21 protein-coding genes are annotated in these 17529 nt (G+C 62.8%); 13 read left to right on the forward strand and 8 right to left on the reverse strand.

What is annotated here, in order from left to right; all coding sequences use genetic code 11:
- Nucleotides 1–158: 158 nt before the first annotated feature.
- From AB0N72_RS09145 to AB0N72_RS09155, 3 genes are all read left to right on the forward strand, one after another.
- Entirely contained in the window at nt 159–1001 is an 843-nt protein-coding gene (locus AB0N72_RS09145; protein ID WP_363932248.1) for a sugar phosphate isomerase/epimerase, read from the forward strand.
- Between the two features lie 22 nt (nt 1002–1023).
- Nucleotides 1024–1797, forward strand: coding sequence for an SDR family NAD(P)-dependent oxidoreductase (locus AB0N72_RS09150; protein ID WP_363932249.1), 774 nt, complete (start codon nt 1024–1026; stop codon nt 1795–1797).
- Between the two features lie 68 nt (nt 1798–1865).
- Nucleotides 1866–2327 (forward strand): phage tail protein, encoded by a 462-nt coding sequence (locus tag AB0N72_RS09155; protein ID WP_363932250.1) that lies wholly within the window; start codon nt 1866–1868, stop codon nt 2325–2327.
- 30 nt (nt 2328–2357) lie between these two features.
- On the opposite strand, the gene dnaB is transcribed toward AB0N72_RS09155, so the two are convergent.
- Complete coding sequence (dnaB, locus tag AB0N72_RS09160) at nt 2358–3743, reverse strand: replicative DNA helicase (protein ID WP_167268417.1); 1386 nt, start codon at nt 3741–3743, stop codon at nt 2358–2360.
- Between the two features lie 591 nt (nt 3744–4334).
- Here dnaB and AB0N72_RS09165 point away from each other — a divergent pair.
- Nucleotides 4335–4808 carry a hypothetical protein gene (locus tag AB0N72_RS09165; RefSeq protein ID WP_363932631.1) on the forward strand — a complete coding sequence of 158 codons (474 nt, stop codon included), beginning with the start codon at nt 4335–4337 and terminating at the stop codon, nt 4806–4808.
- 7 nt (nt 4809–4815) lie between these two features.
- Nucleotides 4816–5391 carry a hypothetical protein gene (locus AB0N72_RS09170; RefSeq protein WP_363932251.1) on the forward strand — a complete coding sequence of 192 codons (576 nt, stop codon included), beginning with the start codon at nt 4816–4818 and terminating at the stop codon, nt 5389–5391.
- Nucleotides 5392–5421: 30 nt separating this feature from the next.
- Here AB0N72_RS09170 and AB0N72_RS09175 read toward each other — a convergent pair whose 3' ends face one another.
- The gene (locus tag AB0N72_RS09175) at nt 5422–6048 is read right to left on the reverse strand and encodes an FMN reductase (protein ID WP_363932633.1); all 627 of its coding nucleotides are present in this window, start codon (nt 6046–6048) and stop codon (nt 5422–5424) included.
- Between the two features lie 196 nt (nt 6049–6244).
- Here AB0N72_RS09175 and AB0N72_RS09180 point away from each other — a divergent pair, with 196 nt between their 5' ends.
- Nucleotides 6245–6646 (forward strand): peptidoglycan-binding domain-containing protein, encoded by a 402-nt coding sequence (locus tag AB0N72_RS09180; protein ID WP_363932252.1) that lies wholly within the window; start codon nt 6245–6247, stop codon nt 6644–6646.
- Nucleotides 6647–6664: 18 nt separating this feature from the next.
- On the opposite strand, the gene AB0N72_RS09185 is transcribed toward AB0N72_RS09180, so the two are convergent.
- Nucleotides 6665–7741, reverse strand: coding sequence for an alpha/beta hydrolase (locus tag AB0N72_RS09185; protein WP_363932254.1), 1077 nt, complete (start codon nt 7739–7741; stop codon nt 6665–6667).
- 63 nt (nt 7742–7804) lie between these two features.
- Complete coding sequence (locus AB0N72_RS09190; protein WP_363932255.1) at nt 7805–8305, reverse strand: GNAT family N-acetyltransferase; 501 nt, start codon at nt 8303–8305, stop codon at nt 7805–7807.
- Between the two features lie 86 nt (nt 8306–8391).
- On the opposite strand from AB0N72_RS09190, the gene AB0N72_RS09195 reads away from it, so the two are divergent.
- Entirely contained in the window at nt 8392–9642 is a 1251-nt protein-coding gene (locus AB0N72_RS09195; RefSeq protein WP_363932256.1) for a CaiB/BaiF CoA-transferase family protein, read from the forward strand.
- Complete coding sequence (locus tag AB0N72_RS09200) at nt 9639–10589, forward strand: hydroxymethylglutaryl-CoA lyase (protein ID WP_363932257.1); 951 nt, start codon at nt 9639–9641, stop codon at nt 10587–10589. Before AB0N72_RS09195 ends, AB0N72_RS09200 begins: the two co-directional genes overlap by 4 nt.
- On the opposite strand, the gene AB0N72_RS09205 is transcribed toward AB0N72_RS09200, so the two are convergent.
- Nucleotides 10586–11032 carry an SRPBCC family protein gene (locus AB0N72_RS09205; RefSeq protein WP_363932258.1) on the reverse strand — a complete coding sequence of 149 codons (447 nt, stop codon included), beginning with the start codon at nt 11030–11032 and terminating at the stop codon, nt 10586–10588. The genes AB0N72_RS09200 and AB0N72_RS09205 overlap by 4 nt on opposite strands.
- 138 nt (nt 11033–11170) lie before the next feature.
- Here AB0N72_RS09205 and AB0N72_RS09210 point away from each other — a divergent pair, with 138 nt between their 5' ends.
- A complete protein-coding gene (locus tag AB0N72_RS09210) occupies nt 11171–12061 on the forward strand; it encodes a hypothetical protein (protein WP_363932259.1) in 891 nt (296 codons plus the stop codon).
- Here AB0N72_RS09210 and AB0N72_RS09215 read toward each other — a convergent pair whose 3' ends face one another.
- The gene (locus AB0N72_RS09215; RefSeq protein WP_363932635.1) at nt 12062–12961 is read right to left on the reverse strand and encodes a diacylglycerol kinase family protein; all 900 of its coding nucleotides are present in this window, start codon (nt 12959–12961) and stop codon (nt 12062–12064) included.
- 190 nt (nt 12962–13151) lie between these two features.
- Between AB0N72_RS09215 and AB0N72_RS09220 the strand changes: the two genes are divergently transcribed.
- From AB0N72_RS09220 to AB0N72_RS09230, 3 genes are all read left to right on the forward strand, one after another.
- Nucleotides 13152–13361 (forward strand): hypothetical protein, encoded by a 210-nt coding sequence (locus AB0N72_RS09220; RefSeq protein ID WP_363932260.1) that lies wholly within the window; start codon nt 13152–13154, stop codon nt 13359–13361.
- A 67-nt stretch (nt 13362–13428) separates the two neighbouring features.
- On the forward strand, nt 13429–14106 hold the full coding sequence (locus AB0N72_RS09225) for an ABC transporter ATP-binding protein (RefSeq protein WP_363932261.1): 678 nt from the start codon (nt 13429–13431) through the stop codon (nt 14104–14106).
- A gap of 1 nt (nt 14107) precedes the next feature.
- Entirely contained in the window at nt 14108–15640 is a 1533-nt protein-coding gene (locus AB0N72_RS09230; RefSeq protein ID WP_363932262.1) for a DUF6297 family protein, read from the forward strand.
- A gap of 14 nt (nt 15641–15654) precedes the next feature.
- Here the strand turns inward: AB0N72_RS09230 and AB0N72_RS09235 are convergent, their stop codons facing one another.
- Nucleotides 15655–16506, reverse strand: coding sequence for a PhzF family phenazine biosynthesis protein (locus AB0N72_RS09235; protein ID WP_363932263.1), 852 nt, complete (start codon nt 16504–16506; stop codon nt 15655–15657).
- 58 nt (nt 16507–16564) lie between these two features.
- On the opposite strand from AB0N72_RS09235, the gene AB0N72_RS09240 reads away from it, so the two are divergent.
- On the forward strand, nt 16565–16987 hold the full coding sequence (locus AB0N72_RS09240) for a DUF1801 domain-containing protein (protein ID WP_363932264.1): 423 nt from the start codon (nt 16565–16567) through the stop codon (nt 16985–16987).
- Nucleotides 16988–17062: 75 nt separating this feature from the next.
- On the opposite strand, the gene rplI is transcribed toward AB0N72_RS09240, so the two are convergent.
- A complete protein-coding gene (rplI, locus tag AB0N72_RS09245; RefSeq protein ID WP_018778531.1) occupies nt 17063–17515 on the reverse strand; it encodes a 50S ribosomal protein L9 in 453 nt (150 codons plus the stop codon).
- Nucleotides 17516–17529: the final 14 nt, after the last annotated feature.

The raw sequence follows: 17529 nt of genomic DNA on the forward strand, positions 1-17529 counted from the left end.
CTGTCGACAGTCAACATAATACGTCAACTGTGACGGACGACACCATCAATGTCAACAGTCAACTTCAAAGGTTGACTGTTAACAGTGAAGACAGATAACGTGGCCTCCATCACTAAGGCCACTCCCCGGCGAGGGGCCCAACTTGAGGATCAACGACGATGTTTCATCAACGACTTGGCTGTTCGTCCATCAGTTTCCGCCACCAGGATCTGGCCACAGCCTTGCACACCATGCGCGGACTCGGCTTCGAGGAAATCGACCTCGGCGCCCTCCCGGGCGTCTGCGACCATGTGCCCTACATCCTGGACGCCGAGGCAGTTGAGGCGGTTGCCGCCGTCGTTCGTGAATCCGGCTTGCGGGTCCGTTCGGTCAACGGCGACGTCGGCGACCTGAACGCAACGCTCGACGCCGGTGCGCGGGCAGAGCGCGAACGGCACCTTGGGATGCTGCTCGCGCTGGCGGCGAAGACCGGCGCGAAAGCACTTGTTCTTCCATGCGGGGCGATCGACCATGAACCGCTGCGTAGCCTGGAAGAAGACATCGACCTTGTAGCAGCGCAGCTGATTCACGCTTCTGTCCGGGCCAAAGAGCTCGGCGTGGAGCTGTGGACCGAATCGCTGCACTACTACCGGTTGTGCTGGAACACCGAACGCGCACAGCTGCTCGCCGACCGCCTCGCTGGCACCGACGTCGGAATCGTCATGGACTTCAGCCACATCGTTGCCTCCGGTGGCCAACCCGGGGACTTCGTGGACCGCTTCGCCTCACGGGTAAAGCACGTCCACTTGCGGGACGCTGTGTCCGCCACGGAAAACGAGCCGGGGAACATCAACCTCGGCATCGGCAATGGCAAGGCGGACTTTGCGGCGGGACTCGCAGCACTCCGGGCGGCCCGCTACACCGGCCACTTCTCCCTCGAGCTCGAAACCCGGGACGTCAGCCACGAGGAACGTCCGGCCGCCGCAGCCAAAGCGGCCAGCTACATCTCAGACCTCATCTAACAACCACCATTCAAGGAGCACCATGACCACCATCCAGCGCACCGCCGTCCTCACCGGAGCTACCTCCGATCGGGGCATCGGCCTGACCACCGCGCGCCGCTACGCCACCCAGGGCTGGGGCGTTGTCATCCTGGACCTCGACGGCGAGAAGTCCGCCAAGGTTGCCGCCGAGATCGCCAACGAATTCAACGTTCCGGCCTTCGGTTACGAGATCGACGTCGCCAACGAAGCCTCCGTGACCGCAGCCCAGGCCGCTGTCGCCGCTGAAGTTGCTGCCGGAAACCTCCCGCCCGTAGGCGCCCTGGCCAACATCGCCGGCATCACCTCGCCCGTCCCGTTCCTGGAAACCACCCTCGAGCTGTGGCACAAAGTCATGGACGTCAACGCCACCGGCACCTACCTGGTCACCAAGGCCTTCCTGCCGGACATGATCGCCAACGGTTGGGGCCGCATCGTCAACATGTCCTCAGTGTCCGCCCAGCGCGGCGGCGGCGTGTTCGGCAAGGTCCCCTACTCCGCAGCAAAGGCCGCCATCCTGGGCTTCACCAAGGCACTCGCGCGCGAAATCGGCGAGACCGGCGTGACTGTCAACGCCATCACCCCCGGCGCCGTGGACACCAACATCCGGGTGGGCAGCACCGAAGAACAGGAAGCTGCGATCAACGCCGGCATCCCCTTGGGCCGCAACGCGACCACCGAAGAAGTTGCCGCCGTGATCACGTTCCTGTCCTCCGAGGACGCCGCCTACCTCACCGGCACCACCATCGACATCAACGGCGGCAGCCACATCCACTAGTCTTCTTAGCCCGTTCGCGGCGTGGACGTCAGTAGCATTGGTCCAAACACGCCCGACCAGGAGAGCTGATGCCCTACATCGTTGACTTCAAGAACGTATCCACCGTGGGACTCGAGTCCACGCCCGTCGCCGAGGCGGCCGCCGGACTACGCGCCAATGAAGCCCGCTATTACAAGAACAAGTACGACCATGAGTTCACAGTGAGCCCGGCCGACGAGCTTCCTGAAGTTGTGGACAGAGTCAGCCGGATCCTGAAGGAAGAGCGCGACATCGTCATCAAATCCCGCCCCTTGGAGGCCACGGCGTTCCAGGTGGAGGACTTGCAGATGGCCTATGTGTTTTACGAATCCGGCCTGTCCATCAACGTCATGTACAGCACGGGGGAAGGTAAGAGGGCCGTTGGATTCAAGCTCGCCGACGGCATGGACGTTCCCGAAGAACTGGAATCGAAGTTCAAGTTCGCCAGGCAGAAATCCAAGCTCGCCGGCACCATCCGCGGCTCCTACTTCGTGATCAAAGGCGAGTACTAAGCGCCGGCGATCTGCCTCAACACGGAGAGGCTAGAAGCCACCCCCACCACCGGTTTCGCCGGCCATGTTGGCGAAGCGCGAGTAATGGCCCTGGAACGCCACGACGATGTCCTTGGTGGGACCGTTACGATGCTTGGCGATCAGGATGTCAGCCTCGCCTGCGCGGGGAGATTCTTTGTCGTAGACATCTTCACGGTGGAGCAGGATGACCATGTCGGCGTCCTGCTCGATGGAGCCGGACTCACGGAGGTCGGACACCATCGGGCGCTTGTCCTGGCGCTGCTCGGAACCACGGTTCAGCTGTGACAGTGCGATCACGGGAACCTGGAGCTCCTTGGCGAGCAGCTTGAGCGCACGCGAGAACTCGGAAACTTCCTGCTGGCGGGACTCCACTTTCTTGCCGGAGCTCATCAGCTGGAGGTAGTCGAGGATGACGAGCTTGAGGTCGTGCTGCTGCTTGAGGCGGCGGCACTTTGCCCGGATCTCCATGAGCGACATATTGGGGCTGTCGTCAATGAAGAGCGGGGCATCGTTCATGCGGCCCATGGTGGTGGCAATCTTGGACCATTGTTCGTCCTTGATGGTGCCCTTACGGAGGTCCTGCAGGCCGATGGTGGCTTCTGCGGAGAGAAGACGCATCGCGATTTCGTTCCGGCCCATTTCCAGGGAGAACATGACGGTGGCCAGGTTGTTCTTGATGGCCGCGGAACGGGCGAAGTCCAGTGCGAACGTTGACTTACCAACGGCGGGTCGGGCTGCGATAACGATCATCTGGCCCGGGTGGAGGCCATGCGTCAACTCATCGAGTTCATAGAAGCCGGTGGGAACACCAGTCATGCCTTCACCACGATGACCCGAAGCTTCGATCTCATCCACCGTGGATTCCATGACGTCCTTCAACGCCACATAATCCTCGGCCGTGCGCTTCTCCGCCACGGCGTAGACCTCGGCCTGTGCTTGGTTGACGAGGTCTTCCACTTCGCCATCCTGGCCGTAGCCCATCTGGACGATTTTGGTGCCGGCATTGACAAGGCGGCGAAGAACAGCACGCTCGGCCACGATCTCGGCGTAGTAACCGGCGTTCGCAGCCGTGGGAACAGTTTGGATGAGCTCGTGGAGGTAGGCGGGGCCACCGATCCGGTTGATCTCGCCGCGCTTGGTCAGTTCGTCCGAGACGGTAACGGCATCGGCAGGTTCGCCGCGGCCGTACAGATCGATGATCGATTCGTAGATGGTCTCATGGGCCGGGCGATAGAAGTCATGTCCCCGAACGATCTCGACGACGTCGGCAATGGCATCCTTGGACAGCATCATGCCGCCAAGTACGGATTGCTCGGCAGGGATATCCTGTGGAGGTTTCCGGCTCGAGTCCGAAGCGCGAGTGCCCTCGATTGAGTCCAAGTGCGTAACTGACAAAGCCGTCCTCCAAGTGTGTACCGCTGCAGAGTTGTACTCCCTGGCGGCCTGTAAAGCGCAAAGTGTGGCTACGCCGTCCGCCGGGTTGCTCTGACAATGTCAGGCAGGTCCGACAAAATAGCGGTATCCACAAGTTATCCACAGCCGCTTCCGTGCGCCCGCAAGGGCGAGTGGCTTTTCACAGCCGGGGAAACTCAGTACGGGGAAATCAGTGCCCAAAATGGACACTTCAGACACGTTACAGCAGGCGCCCGATAGCCCCTGTGGAAAACCTGTGGAATACATCCCCCACGTTGTGCACAGACTGTGCGTTACTCTGTGGATAGAGAAATTCTTTTACGGGAATCAAGCCTCTGACCTGCGGAAACGCTCTTCACACGGTGTGGACTAAAGAAAGATTTGGCGCGAAATCATCCACAGCCCTAATCGCCCGGAATGCCTGCAGAGTGGTCAAAACCACCCTAAACATGCCCCAAATGTGATGGGCCTAACATTCTGCGGCTTAATTTGACACTGTGCTCTCAGAAGCCTATGCCCGCGGTGGAATGTGCTGTGGATAACGCAGTTCTGGCATAAGCTCTAAGCATGGGGATGAACTTTGGTGACGTGCTGACGATTGCCCTTCCGCTCCTTGTCCTCCTGGGCCTGCTGTGGGCGCTGACCGCGGCCTTCAAACCGCGGGACACGGGAGTCTCTGACGCCGAGCGATACCAGCGTGAACTGGCAGCTCGCTCTGCCGCACACCAGGCTTCCCAAGTCCAGCAGGCACTGGCTCTCCGTGCACGCATCGAAGCCACCACCAAGCCCAGCCAAAACGAAGCCCAGCACAGCCAACAGACCCAACAGAACCACGCGGCAGTCCAGGCGCAGGCCACACGGTCGCAGTCAGCCAGCCAGCAAGGTCACCAGCCCGCAGTACTCCCCAACGGCCAGCTCAATCCCCAGCTCGCGTTCGAGTTGCAAAACCTGGTCCGGAGCGGGAAGAAGATCGAGGCCATCAAAGTTCTTCGCCAAGCCACCCATTCAGATTTGCTTACCGCCAAGAACTACGTAGATCGGCTCTGACAACGCCATGGATTCCATCCTCATTCCGCTCCTGATCCTCATTGCGGTGGTTGCGGGAGTGCTCCTGCTCATTCACTCCTTCACCAAGCGCTCGGCAGAGACAAAGGCAGGCGCCGTCGCAGCCAGTGCACCGAAGGACCCGGTGGAGCTGGCCAAGGAATCCGCGGCGAAGCTCAACCAGGAGCAGCACCGCCAGCTGTATTCACTGATCGCGCAGGGCCAGGGCATGGCCGCCATCAAGCTCTACCTTCAGGCCACGGGAGAGGGCCTCCGGGCATCGCGCAATGCAGTCGGTGCCCTTGCTGCCCACCCGCAGCCATTTACTCCGGAGGCCCCCGCAAAAGACCTGCTCGCGGATGACGACGACGAGCCCGAGCGCTTCCCGTACCGCTACAGGGCAATCGTCAGCAAGGGCGACGTGACCCGCGAGGTCAGCAGCAACATGCTCAACGACGAAATCTATGGGCGGATCCGCACGTTGGCGAAGAGCGGCGACGTAGAGGGCGCCGCACTGGCCTTGACCCGCCACTCCGATATCAACATCAAGCAGGCCCGCGAGTTCATCGAGCTCCTGGACGACTGAACGAACTCAAAAGCGCCGGGAGTGGTTCGACTACCTGCTGCCCGAGATCCCGGCCAGCAGCTGTTCGAACGGCAGTGATTCCAGCGTTGCGTTCTTACGGTTCGGCTGGGGACCGCTGAGCAGCTGCACGAGTTCACCCGCGGCCCGGTCCACCCGCGAGGAGAGCGGCGAGCCGCCGTCGTCGGTATTTCCCCAGTCCTGCGGCCCGGCGAAGACGCCGGTCGCGGCAATCCTGGTGCGCAGGTAGGTGAACAGCGGGCGCATGGCGTAGTCGAGGACCATCTGGTGGCGGTCGGTGCCGCCAGTGGCGCCAAGCAGTACAGCCTTGCCGTCCAGCGACTTGGGGTCAAGGACATCGATGAACGACTTGAACAAGCCACTGTAGGAGGCGCTGAACACCGGGCTCACGGCGATGATTGCGTCGGAATCCTCGACGCCGGCAATCACCTCGGCAAGGCGCGGGGCGGCATAACCGGTGACGAAGTTGTTGGCGATGTCCACCGCGAGGTCGCGCAGTTCGACAATGTCGATCTTCGCCTCATAGCCGGCTCCGCGCAGCTGCCGCTCGGCGGAGGCGGCCAGCTGGTCGGCCAGCAGGCGGCTCGACGACGGGACGCCGAGTCCGGCGGAAAGTACGGTGATGCGGCGGGTTTCCATGGCATTCTCCTGTTGCTTGTTCATACAGCTTACATGCATTTGCATCTAAATCTATGAACAGGCGTGCCTCCGGAAGTATTCCCGCGCACCCTTGGCACTCCGGGCACTCCGTGGGAGAACTACCCATGTCCACTGGGGATGGCCCGGGTTAGCATGAAGCAAAGTTTCTCTATCGAAGGGATTTATCATGCCGAAAATGACACGCACGTGGAAATTGGCCCTCACCTCTGCGGCCGCAAGCCTCGTGCTGGGCGGGACGCTCAGCGTCGCCGCACCGGCACCTGCAGAAGCGGCAGGCCGTTGCGTCGATTACAACTACAGTTACGGCGGCTACTCCAGCTGCGTCGGCAACATCCAGGTGCTGCTCAATGCGTTCCGCACCCGGATTGGTTCTCCCTACGCGACTCTGGCAGTTGATAACTCGTACGGCCCTGCCACCCGGAACGCTGTAATTGGTTTCCAGCGGTTTTGGGGACTTCAGCCGGACGGCATCGTTGGTCCGCGGACCTGGAACATCCTCTGCAGCCCCCAGATGGGTCCGGGGCCGATCAGCTGGTACCCCTATTCGGCTGCGCGCGCATCCGGCTGCAATATCTGAGACCGAGCCAGGCGGTACCTAGCGCCTTGAGGCGTGCGCGGACAAGAACTCAAAGGTCTTGTCCCTCGCCTCCCGGGCTTCGGAGAAGTTCAGATGGAACTGGTACTCGTGAGGCAACTCAGGTTGGTGCGTTGCGGGCCAAAACAGTTCCGTAACCGGAACGCCGGCATCCTTCAACCGGTTGCTGTACGGCACCGATTGAAGCCAGGTCAGCCCGTCTCCGTTCCCGCCGCTGATGAACGTGGGCGGGAAATCTGCAGTCACGAAGTCGATGGTGGACATGGTGGCACCTGCATAGGTGGCGGACCAGTCCTTGGTTCCGGTGTAGGCCCAGAGGGAGGTCTGGAAACCCCAGGCCACGATGCCGTTGAGGTCCGCCATGGCCCGGAGATCGTAGACACCGCAATGCAGGATGGTGGCAGCAAGGTCCGATTTTTGGAGGGCAGGCTTGATCCCCATGAGGTTGGCGTATTCGGGGTTCACCGTCAACGTGGTCATCTGGCTGGCCAGCTGGGCCCCGGCGGAATCCCCGGCCAGGACGATGCGGCCGGCGTCCACGTTCAGTTCGGCAGCGTGCGCCTTGATGTAGGCCAAGGCCTCATTGATGTCCTGCACCGCAGTGGGGTACGTAGCCTCGGGCGCGATCGGGTAGCTCATGCCGATGGTGGTATATCCCTGGGCTGCCAGTATTTGGAGATAGGGATTGACGTCGCGTTGCGCCCCGGAAATCCAGGCCCCACCATGGATCCACACAATCGTGGGAAGCGGTGCGGACGTCCCTTGCGGGCTGAAGACATCGAACGTGGAGCCTGGCTTGTACACCACCCCGGACTGGGTTTGCAGGGGAGTATCGGGAACGTAGGGCAGCATTTCATCGATGGTTGCTTGGGCGCCCCGTTCAAAAACACTGCGGATCAGCAGGGCCGAGGGCCAAGGAGTGGCAGAAAGGGCCAAGGCAATGACCAGCACCACCAGGATGGCGACCTCCAGTTTCCGCAGCCCTGAAGAACGCTTTCGTGGAACCTTGGCTTTTGGTGGCGCCTGGGCTGCCTCGGTTTTCCCTGCACTGGCTTGAATCGAATCCAATGGCCCCATTACACACTCCCCCGGTCGGCGCGTCCCTGGACCCATGCTAAGGCGAAGGGGCGTTTCCCGGGGTCAGGACAGCGGCCGTGCCGCCGCGAGCAAGACGCCTTCGCCGCCGTCGAACGTTACCGCGTGAAAAGTGGAGCCGCGGGCGACCTCCCGGAAACCCCACCTCTGATGCAGCGCCAAAGAGGGCTCGTTCCGGGCGTTCACCACGTACCACGCGGTGTCGGCCCGCTCCCAAATCCATTCAAGCCGGTCCGAGGTGAGTGCAGAAGCCAGACCCCGGCGCCGAAAATCCGGCAGCACGGTGATACCGCCCAGGTAGTGACCGCCGGGCGCACGCCCGTCCCCGGCGTCATAATGGTGTGTTTTTGCCCAGCCCACCAGGACGGCGTCCGGGCCTCCGAACCACTCCGCCACCAATACCAAGCGGGCGGGGTCAGCGATCGCGGCGCCGATATGTGCAGCGAAGTCCTTTTCCCGGGCGGTTGTTACGCGCCCCGCAGCTCTTTCCACGGTCACAATCCCGGAAACATCCCGCTCTAGGGCTGGCCGGATGGCGTATGTCATGGCCCTAGTCTAGGTTTGCAAAAAAGGCATTGCCGGATGGCTTCCAACTCATACCATGGGCGTAGCATCACGCACGGAAGAGGACCATGACACAGCAAACAATCGCCCCGCTGGACGGCGTCCGGGTCCTCGAGCTCGGCAACTACATCGCGGCTCCTACAGCTGGCCGGCTGCTCGCCGATTTCGGCGCCGAAGTCATCAAGGTGGAACGGCCGGGAACCGGTGACGAATTGCGGAACTGGCGGCTGCACAAAGGCACCACTTCCATGCTTTACCGCACGCTGAACCGCAACAAGAAGTCCGTGGTCCTGGACCTCCGCACTGAGGCGGGTCGTGATGCCGTGCTGGCTTTGGCGGCCAGGTCCGACATCCTGCTGGAGAATTTCCGCCCCGGCACGCTGGAGAAGTGGGGACTGGGTCCTGAGGTCCTGAACCAGGTCAATCCGGAGCTGATCGTCACCCGGATCTCGGCTTTCGGGCAGACAGGGCCGCTGTCCGGACGGCCCGGGTTCGCCGCCGTCGCCGAAGCCTACGGCGGGTTCCGCAACCTGGTGGGCGACCCGGACCGCGCGCCTGTGCGCGTTGGCGTCTCCATAGGAGACTCGATCGCCGGACTCTACGCCGCCTTCGGCTCCGTGATGGGCCTGTACCAGCGTGAAGCACGACGCCGGGACTCGCCTGAGGCCGTTCCCCTCACCGAGCGCGTCATTGACGTCGCCCTGCACGAGGCCATGTTCTCCATGATGGAATCGCTCATTCCGGATTATCAGGCCTACGGTGTGGACCGTCAGCGCGTGGGTGGTCGCATGGAAGGGATCGCCCCGTCCAACGCCTATGTGTGCAAGGACGGCGCGAGCATTGTGGTGGCCGGCAACGGTGACTCGATTTTCCAGCGGTACATGCAGACCATCGGCCGGCCGGATCTTGGGAACGACCCCGATTTGCAGGCCAACGCCGGGCGCTGGGCCCGGCGGGAAGAGCTGGACCAGGCGATCGGGGAATGGGCTGCCACCCTGTCCGCCGCTGAAGCCGTGGCAACCCTGGAAGCGGCAGGCGTTCCCGCAGGACCCATCTACACCGCCGCGGACATCAGTCACGACGCCCAGTACGCGGCACGGAACATGATCCAGAAGTTCGATGTTTCAACGGGCGAGGAAACCCTGCACGGGGTGGGCTTCCCCGGCGTAGTTCCCGTTATCGGCGGCGAGTCCCTGCCCATCCGCAACCTGGGGCCGGACCTTGGCGAAAACACCCAGGAGATCCTTGGAGGTCTCTTGGGGATGAGCGCCAAGGAGATCGATGCCGCCTCCGGCCGCGAGGAGGTAGTCCAACCATGAACGTGTCCAAGGGTCCGTTGGCCTCAACCTTGGGCAGCGCCATCTTGCGGGACGTCACGCTGCGCGACGGCCTCCAGTTAACGGGCAAGCTCCTCCCCACGGAACAGAAGATCGAGACCGTGCGGGAGTTGCTGCGGCTCGGTGTTCCTGCCATTGAACTGGGCTCCATGGCACGGGCGGACCTGGTTCCCACCATGGCCAACACCCTGGAGGTGGTGCAGGCCCTGACTCCGGAAGAGCTCGAAAAATGCTGGATCTGGGTTGCGACGCCCGGTCACGTCGCCAAGGCTTCCGCCGCCGGTGCACGGAATTTCCAGTACTGCCTGTCTGCATCCGATTCGCACAACAAGGCCAACATCGGCCGAACTACGGATGAGAGCCTCGCTGCTTTGCCTGAGGCCGTGGAATACGCGCGGGCAGTCAATGGCCGGATCCAGCTCTGCATCGCGACGTCCTTCACGTGTCCTTTTGAGGGCTATGTTCCCGAAGAGCGCGTCCTTGCAATTGCCAATGACCCCCGCGCCGAGGGCACCAGTGACATCGTCATCTGCGACACCTTGGGGCAGGCGGTTCCTGCGCAGGTCGCAGGCTTGATTTCGCGCGTGCGCAATGAGTCACCGGCGCGGCGGATCGTCTATCACGGCCACGACACGTGGGGTTTGGGGGTGGCGAACACTTTGGCCGCCATCCAAGCCGGCGCTGCCATGGTGGATGGGGCCCTGGGTGGCCTGGGAGGCTGCCCCTTTGCACCTGGCGCCAGCGGCAATACCTCCACTGAGGACATCCTGTTCGCAACCCGCCCGGACTGGCTGACGCCGGAGGTCTTCGGCAAACTCGTGGTGCTTTCGGAGAAGTTGCTGGCGGAACTCGGCGAGCCCAACCGCTCAAAGTCAGCCCAGGGTGCGCGGTCCAAGGCAGATGCCTTCGACTGGGTGATCCGGCCCTAGGACCTTCCAGCCCCACCCAGCGCCATGAGTTCCAACCGCCTAAGGGTTTCGCGGTTCCGGACAGCAATGAGGGGGTCGCGCAGTTTCTTGGGCACAACCTTTCCCGGGCCCCGCACGGCGTCCTCAGCGATGGAGACCTTGCATTTGGAGTCGCCGAGGTCTTCCAGCGTGATGAGGACCTTCGCCTCGCCCAGTGGCCACCCCCTCGCCAGGAGTTCCAGCTTCCGTTCAGGCTCGACGGCGGTGACACGGCTGCTGTCGTCGATGAGGAACGGCCACGAGCCCACGGAATGGTGGAGCCGGGACCCCTCCGCCGGCCAATGGTCATCAACGGATCGAATTCTTGAGGCTCCCACTACCCAGCCGGAGTAGAGCCAGCCCTCCTGGATAACCTTCCAAACATCTGCTGCAGGGGTTTGGAACAACCGGGTCACGGTGGACATGTGGGACCTTTCTGCGCAGGTGGAGGATTCGGCACTGGCTTAAGCTAAGCATGCTTATGGTTTACTCGCCAGAGTCCCCCTCCGTCTTTGGGCTGGCTAACTGGCCTTGCCGTCCAATCAGGGCTCTACACTGATCGCATGGCGTGCCGAAATTGGTGCTTCCCTGCCACGATTTTGCTCCTGGCAGCGATGGCACCCGCCCTGGCAAGCTGCGACGCCGGCACTCCACCCGCACAGCCATCCTCAGGCAGCGCTGGGCCTATCACCGTTGAAATCAACCAGTCCCGGGACCAGTACGGCAAGCAGGCCATCCAAATCCTGTTCACCAACACCACAGACAACCCGTTAACCGTGTACGGCGCTCGGCTCCATTCATCCCTTTTCGACGGGGACATCTTTTGGCACGGATCCGGTAGCGGCCTTGAACTTCCACCCCGGCAACCAAAAAGCGTTCCAACGGCACTTCCCGACGCGGTCTGTGGAGCATCACAAAGCACTTCCCCGCAACCACCCGGCGCCACGTTGGAGTATGGGGAATTTGGCAAAGAGACAAAGGAAGAGACCACCAGTGCAAGCGATCCCTTCGGCGTACTGACCAGAAACGCCGCCGAGCTCTGTACCGCAACTGAAGCCGCCGCCGTCGCCACTATGGCGCTGGCCCCCGGACTTGAGGTGGCAGCGGACGGACGGACCGCCGTCGTGCGCCTTGTCATCACCCCGACGGCGACCGGCGGCGGAACAGCGGCCCTCACCATCGAGTCGGTCGATGAAACGACACTGCTGGCCCAATCCCCCGACAGTCCCTGGCCCAGGAACATTACCGTGGGCACGGACAAGCAAGAACTGCCGCTGACCATCCGTCCCGCCCGCTGCGACCCCCATGCCGTTGCCGAAGACAAGGTGGGCACCCTCCTCCCCCTGCGGATCAGGCTGGGAGAACGGCAGGGCCTGATAAAAGTGCCGGCCTCAAATGAACTGCGCGGCCGCATCTACGACTTTGTGACCGCCGCCTGCGCGCCCGGCGGATAACTAGCCCAGCGTCGCCAAGGCCTGCGGAGCGCACTCCACCCTGACCTTGACGTTGGCCCCCACGCTCTTCACTTCGCCGTCCATCTGGTACGGCAGTGGTTTGAGCGTGGTGAATTCGTAGCTGCTCACGCTCGGCTGGTCGCCCAGGCCCTGGGTAGTGGCTTTCAGCGCCGTCAGGAGGACCCGCCACTTGGGCATGTGGGGGAAAATGATGACTTCGAATTTCCCATCCGACGGGTGGTCGGCCGCTTCACTGAGTGTGGCGTACTTGGCCATCTCCGGAATGTTGGCAAAAACAAGGCTGTCGAACCTGTGCCGCTTTCCATCATCCAGGCGAACCGCAAAAGGCTCAAACTTGGAGAAGGTCTGGATCACCGTGACCATCTCCTTCAAAGCGCCTTTGCTGCCCTTTTCAAGTTCCGTTGCGACCACAGGGGTCAAACCGAATCCGATGTAGGAATGCGCGTATTCCAGCGGCTCATTCTCTTTTTGGCCGGTATGGATGCGGAGGAGGTCGATGTTGTGGACCTTGCCCTCCGCTATGGCCTCTTCCAATGGCTTGGTGGCTATGATCCTGCTGTGGTCATTGGCGTTGCCCGCCGCCCGGACAGCGCAGACGGCTCGGGGATTCCCGGCCTGCATGACGCCGTTGACAACCTCGTTGTAGCCGCCATCGCCACTGACGGACACAACCAGTACATCCCCGCCCTTCGCCGCCGCCTCACGAGCCAGGTCCACGGCGTGGCCTGCGTGCTCCGTGGGTTGGAGGATGATCTCGGGCTGGTACGTGAGGAGTTCCTTCAGCCTTTGGTGCAATTGCTTGGCGAGCTCCGGCGCATCCCCCGTGCTGTTGGGATTAAAAATGATGACTATCGACTCAAAGGTCCGGGCAGAATCCACGATGTACTCCTGATTCATTGCGAGGTCCCTTATTCAGGCGGCTGTATCCCTCGGAAGTTCCCATAGTATTCGCAACCTGCGGGGGTTTCGGATATACGCCGAACGTGAAACCATGAAAACAGGTTCAAGAAATGGACCTGTGTCGATCAACTGGTGCGGCGCGGTGTGGCGGCCAGCAGTGGGAAAAACCATGGAAGACTCACGCACGACAGCACGAACACTCGTCCTTGAGCATGAGGTCACACTCTACGATTTGTGGGCGTGGTACTGGGCCAATGGTGGCAACGCCAAGCTCTGGGACTTCGATGCCTACCTTTTCGGGATCCTGGAACGCGACCCCTTCGACCTGACCATCCTCACTTGGGCCATGGAAGACCTTGAGGCCCGCTCATTCCTCTGAGGGCCCCGCCTACCTGCCCGGGATGCCGGCGTCCACTGCCTGCCGGGTGCGCTTGTAGGGTTGGACCATGGGGATGGTACTTGAGGCCGAAGGCTTGCTTGTTGGTTACGCCGGGGCTCCGGTGTGCGGCGAAGTATCGGCTTCGGTCTCTGCCGGTGAAGTCCTGGGAATCGTGGGAGTAAACGGTGCCGGAAAGTCCACCGTGGCCCGGACCATCGCAGGTCGGCAGGCACCCCTGGCGGGAGACGTAAAGGTCCACGGCCTCCTCATCGACCCCGACGCCGTCCCCTTCCGCCGGCAGGTCTCGGCGGTCTTCGACGACGATCTTTTCTTCCCCTCGCTGACTGTCCGGGAACATTTGCTCCTCGTTGCCCGTGGTCACTCCGTGGAAAACCCCGAAGGACGGGTTGAGGAAGAACTGGAATTCTTCGGCCTCCAGGGAAGATCCCACGCCATCCCCGACGCCCTCTCTTCCGGACAACGGCGCAGGCTGTTGCTTGCAGCCGGACTTATCCGCCCGTCGTCGCTCCTGATCCTTGACGAGCCGGAACAGCGGCTCGATCCCATGATGAGGGTGGCCTTGGGAGAGCGCATCGCCGGGCACGCCGCGAACGGTGGCGCAGTGGTGCTGGTGACCCACGATCCGGACCTCTTGCTCGCCACGGCCTCCTCCTGCTTGGTCATTGACGACGAAGTCCGCGAATTCGGCCCCGAACAGGGAGCCTCGATCATTGCCGGTTCCTGACATGCTCACTCGTGAAAGCCCGACGCTGGACCGTCACCTTGCCGCGGAGATCGTCAGTTTTACCCGCCGATCCACCCGCCAGTACAAACGCAGCCGGACATCGTGGGGCGAACGCTTCGTGGATGCCTACAGCTGGGGTCTCGGCATCGGCGTCTCACTCGCCATCGCCGCCTCGTTCGTCCTGGCGCTGCGCAATGAGATCGCGGACCATGCCTCCGCAGGCAACAGCATCATCGGAACCCAATGGCTTGTGCTGCCGGTGCCCGTGTTATGGACCTCCGTGACATACGCATTCCTGCTGGTGATTGCCAACCTTGCCCGGAAGCTCGGCCCGATCACGGTGGGTGGTCCCGAAAGCACCTGGTGGCTCTCCCTCCCCATCGATCGTCGCCCCATGGTCTTGCCGCCTTTCCTCCGCAAGGCAGCACTCACCGGGGCCGGCCTTGCCGTCGTGTACTTCCCCTTCAGCCTGGTCACCGCTGTTGACCGCAGCGTCACCGGGCATTTTCTCGCATCAGCCGCCTTTGGGAGCGCCGGGGTGATCGCAGTGACATTGGCGGCGTTCCAGCAGCTTGGTGTGCTCGGGCCCAGGCTGGGCCGGGCAGTGACCATGGCAGTGCTCCTGGCATGCGCGGTCCTTCCGGCCGTCTCGGGGTCTCCCTGGCCGGCAGCACTGGCGGGCGTGGCCGCCGTCGTCCTCCTGGCGGTTGTGGGGCCACGCGCGGGTGAGGTGAGCGGCGAAGAGCTGATCCGTGGCGGGGCCGTGGCCGGTCATACCGGCGCTTCCCTGTTCATGATGGATTCCAACGAGGTACTCCGCGCACTGGGAGCGGGACGGAAAACGGTCGACGCCGGCAGGGCCGCACGCCTTTTGGCCAGACCCGCGGGCGGACCGCTGAGGGCGCTGATCCGTGCCGATACGGTGGCCTTCCTCCGGCTCAACCCGCCCCTGGTCCCTTCCCTGCTGTGGTTGGCCGCGTGCATAGCCGTGCTGCTGGTGGAAGGGGGGTTGCCGGAATTCGCGCAGCTGGCCATCATCGTCATAGCCGGCTGCGCCACGGCCTCCGGAATGGGGAGCGTGGCCCGCAAGACCGCCCTGGTTCCCGCGCTCGATGGGTTGCTTCCACTCCATCCGGCACTGGTCCGGACCAGCCGCACGCTCATGCCCTGCCTCGCGATGGCCGCGTGGACGGCCACCCTCAGTGGTCTTCTGGTTTTCCTGGGCGCCTCTGATCCTGCCTTGATCGCGGTAGGTGCCTTGTCCGGCGTCGGGATGGGCGCCGGAACCCTCCGCTCTGCCACCAAAGCTGCGCCGGACTGGTCCGCTCCCCCGGTAGACACACCCTTCGGTCCGGTGCCGCGGGCGCAGCTGGGCTCACTGATGCGAGGACTGGACGTGACCATCCTGGCGATGGTCCCGCTCCTCTTGGCGCTATACCTTGGCTACACTCCGTGGAGCGTAGTGATTGTGCAGGCCCTGTTCAGCACGGGAATCGTGCTGGTATCGGTGTTGTCCAGGCCCAAACAGCTGTGACGCGGCGCGCTAGCCTAGAGCAGCACCGTGCCTTGGATGCAGGTGGTGGACGCCCCGCCGATCCAGATGTCCCCATCCTTGGACGAGACGTGGATGCGCCCAGCCCTGCCCAGGACTGTGCCCTGTGCGGCCACGTACTCCTTGGGTGCGCGTCCACTTCCGATCAACCACTGGGCCGCGCCCGCATTGAAGCTGCCCGTCACCGGGTCCTCCACCATGGCGTCGCCCGGGACGAAGGTGCGGACTTCAAAATCGACGCCGGAGCCCGGCTGGTGCGGCCCGATCACCCCAACCTTCAACTCACCCATGGCTACAAGGTCGGGGTCCAGGGCCAGCACCTGCTCTGCTGAACCAAGGAGCACGCCGATCCATTCCGGGCCGTTGACAAGCCACGACGCGTCAAGGAGCGCCGCCTCTGGAAGGCGGAGACCGGCAGCGAGTTGGACGCGCTCAGCGTCGCTTACCGGACCAAAGCGGGTAAGCGGCGGAGCAGCGAAAGCCAACCGGCCGGCGTCGTGCTTCACCCGGACCAAGCCGGCACCGCACTCCTGAACCACCACGCCATCAGCCTTGGGCACTCCCCCGCACTGCAGCCACGTGTGGGCCGATCCGAGCGTAGGGTGCCCCGCGAACGGGAACTCCTCGGTGCCCGTGAAAATGCGCACTCTGTAGTCGGCACGTGGATCAGTGGGCGGCAGGATGAACGTAGTTTCCGAAAGGTTGGTCCAGTTGGCAAAGTGCTGCATTGTGGCTGTATCCAGGCCTTCGGCGTCCACCACCACGGCCAGGGGGTTTCCCCGGTAGGGTCGGTCCGAGAAGACGTCGACTTGGTGGAAGGGCCGGATGCGAAGGGCTTCTGGGGTCACCGGTGAAGGCTATCACTGGGTGCTGGCAGGGGTGGCCAGTGTCTGCCAAACTACCAGCATGGCAGAGAACAAGACCCAGCCCACCGACGTATCCGTCGAGGGGTTCCTGGCGTCCGTGGAGCACCCCACGCGGCGAGCGGACGGCTTCGAGTTGCTTGACATGATGCGGCGGATCACCGGCCAGGAAGCCGTCATGTGGGGTCCCACGATTATTGGGTTCGGGAGCTACCACTACAAGTACGCGAGTGGGCGTGAGGGCGATGCGGCAGCCGTCGGTTTCTCCCCGCGAAAGTCCAACCTGGTGCTCTACGGCGTCACCGAAGGCCCTGACGCGGACCGGCTTCTTCCGGAGCTGGGTAAACACAAGACCAGTACCGCCTGCTTGTATGTAAACAAGCTGGACGACGTGAACCGTGACGTGCTGGCAGACATGATCCGGTCCGGATACCAGCACGTGATGTCGGAGCTCCACTCCCCCTAGCTCCCGCACCGGGGGCAGCAAAAAGACCCCCACCGCCGGAATCCGGCAGCGGGGGTCTTTGGATGCAGTCAAAGACTACTTGCTTGCAACGACCTCGAGGTCGATAACAGCGGAAACATCCTCGTGCAGGCGAACGTTGGCCTGGTACGAACCGACAGACTTGATGTGGTTCGGCAGTTCAACGTTGCGCTTGTCGATGGCGCCGAGGCCAGCGGCCTCAACAGCAGCAGCGACATCGGCCGGCTTGACGGTACCGAAGAGACGACCGGACTCGCCGGCCTTCACCTCGAGCTTGACCTTCTTGGAGGACAGGGCCTGGGCCTGTGCCTGTGCAGCTTCAACGGAAGCGTGGGCGCGAGCGGCGCGGGCAGCCTTGATGGACTCAACCTGCTTCTCGCCACCCTTCGACCAGGTCAGAGCGAAGCCGCGGGGCAGCAGGAAGTTACGTGCGTAACCGTCCTTGACCTCGACAACGTCGCCAGCAGCACCGAGACCGGTTACTTCGTGGGTCAGAATGAGCTTTGCCATGTTAGTTAATCCCT

The sequence above is a fragment of the Paenarthrobacter sp. NPDC089307 genome, assembly GCF_040685055.1.
In the GTDB taxonomy this organism is placed as follows: Bacteria; Actinomycetota; Actinomycetes; order Actinomycetales; family Micrococcaceae; genus Arthrobacter.

Coding starts and splice junctions, on each gene's coding strand:
- AB0N72_RS09145 (WP_363932248.1), top strand. CDS start 159: ATGTTTCATCAACGACTTGGCTGTTCGTCCATCAGTTTCCGCCACCAG.
- AB0N72_RS09150 (WP_363932249.1), top strand. CDS start 1,024: ATGACCACCATCCAGCGCACCGCCGTCCTCACCGGAGCTACCTCCGAT.
- AB0N72_RS09155 (WP_363932250.1), top strand. CDS start 1,866: ATGCCCTACATCGTTGACTTCAAGAACGTATCCACCGTGGGACTCGAG.
- AB0N72_RS09165 (WP_363932631.1), top strand. CDS start 4,335: ATGAACTTTGGTGACGTGCTGACGATTGCCCTTCCGCTCCTTGTCCTC.
- AB0N72_RS09170 (WP_363932251.1), top strand. CDS start 4,816: ATGGATTCCATCCTCATTCCGCTCCTGATCCTCATTGCGGTGGTTGCG.
- AB0N72_RS09175 (WP_363932633.1), bottom strand. CDS start 6,048: ATGGAAACCCGCCGCATCACCGTACTTTCCGCCGGACTCGGCGTCCCG.
- AB0N72_RS09180 (WP_363932252.1), top strand. CDS start 6,245: ATGACACGCACGTGGAAATTGGCCCTCACCTCTGCGGCCGCAAGCCTC.
- AB0N72_RS09185 (WP_363932254.1), bottom strand. CDS start 7,741: ATGGGGCCATTGGATTCGATTCAAGCCAGTGCAGGGAAAACCGAGGCA.
- AB0N72_RS09190 (WP_363932255.1), bottom strand. CDS start 8,305: ATGACATACGCCATCCGGCCAGCCCTAGAGCGGGATGTTTCCGGGATT.
- AB0N72_RS09195 (WP_363932256.1), top strand. CDS start 8,392: ATGACACAGCAAACAATCGCCCCGCTGGACGGCGTCCGGGTCCTCGAG.
- AB0N72_RS09200 (WP_363932257.1), top strand. CDS start 9,639: ATGAACGTGTCCAAGGGTCCGTTGGCCTCAACCTTGGGCAGCGCCATC.
- AB0N72_RS09205 (WP_363932258.1), bottom strand. CDS start 11,032: ATGTCCACCGTGACCCGGTTGTTCCAAACCCCTGCAGCAGATGTTTGG.
- AB0N72_RS09210 (WP_363932259.1), top strand. CDS start 11,171: ATGGCGTGCCGAAATTGGTGCTTCCCTGCCACGATTTTGCTCCTGGCA.
- AB0N72_RS09220 (WP_363932260.1), top strand. CDS start 13,152: ATGGAAGACTCACGCACGACAGCACGAACACTCGTCCTTGAGCATGAG.
- AB0N72_RS09225 (WP_363932261.1), top strand. CDS start 13,429: ATGGGGATGGTACTTGAGGCCGAAGGCTTGCTTGTTGGTTACGCCGGG.
- AB0N72_RS09230 (WP_363932262.1), top strand. CDS start 14,108: ATGCTCACTCGTGAAAGCCCGACGCTGGACCGTCACCTTGCCGCGGAG.
- AB0N72_RS09240 (WP_363932264.1), top strand. CDS start 16,565: ATGGCAGAGAACAAGACCCAGCCCACCGACGTATCCGTCGAGGGGTTC.
- rplI (WP_018778531.1), bottom strand. CDS start 17,515: ATGGCAAAGCTCATTCTGACCCACGAAGTAACCGGTCTCGGTGCTGCT.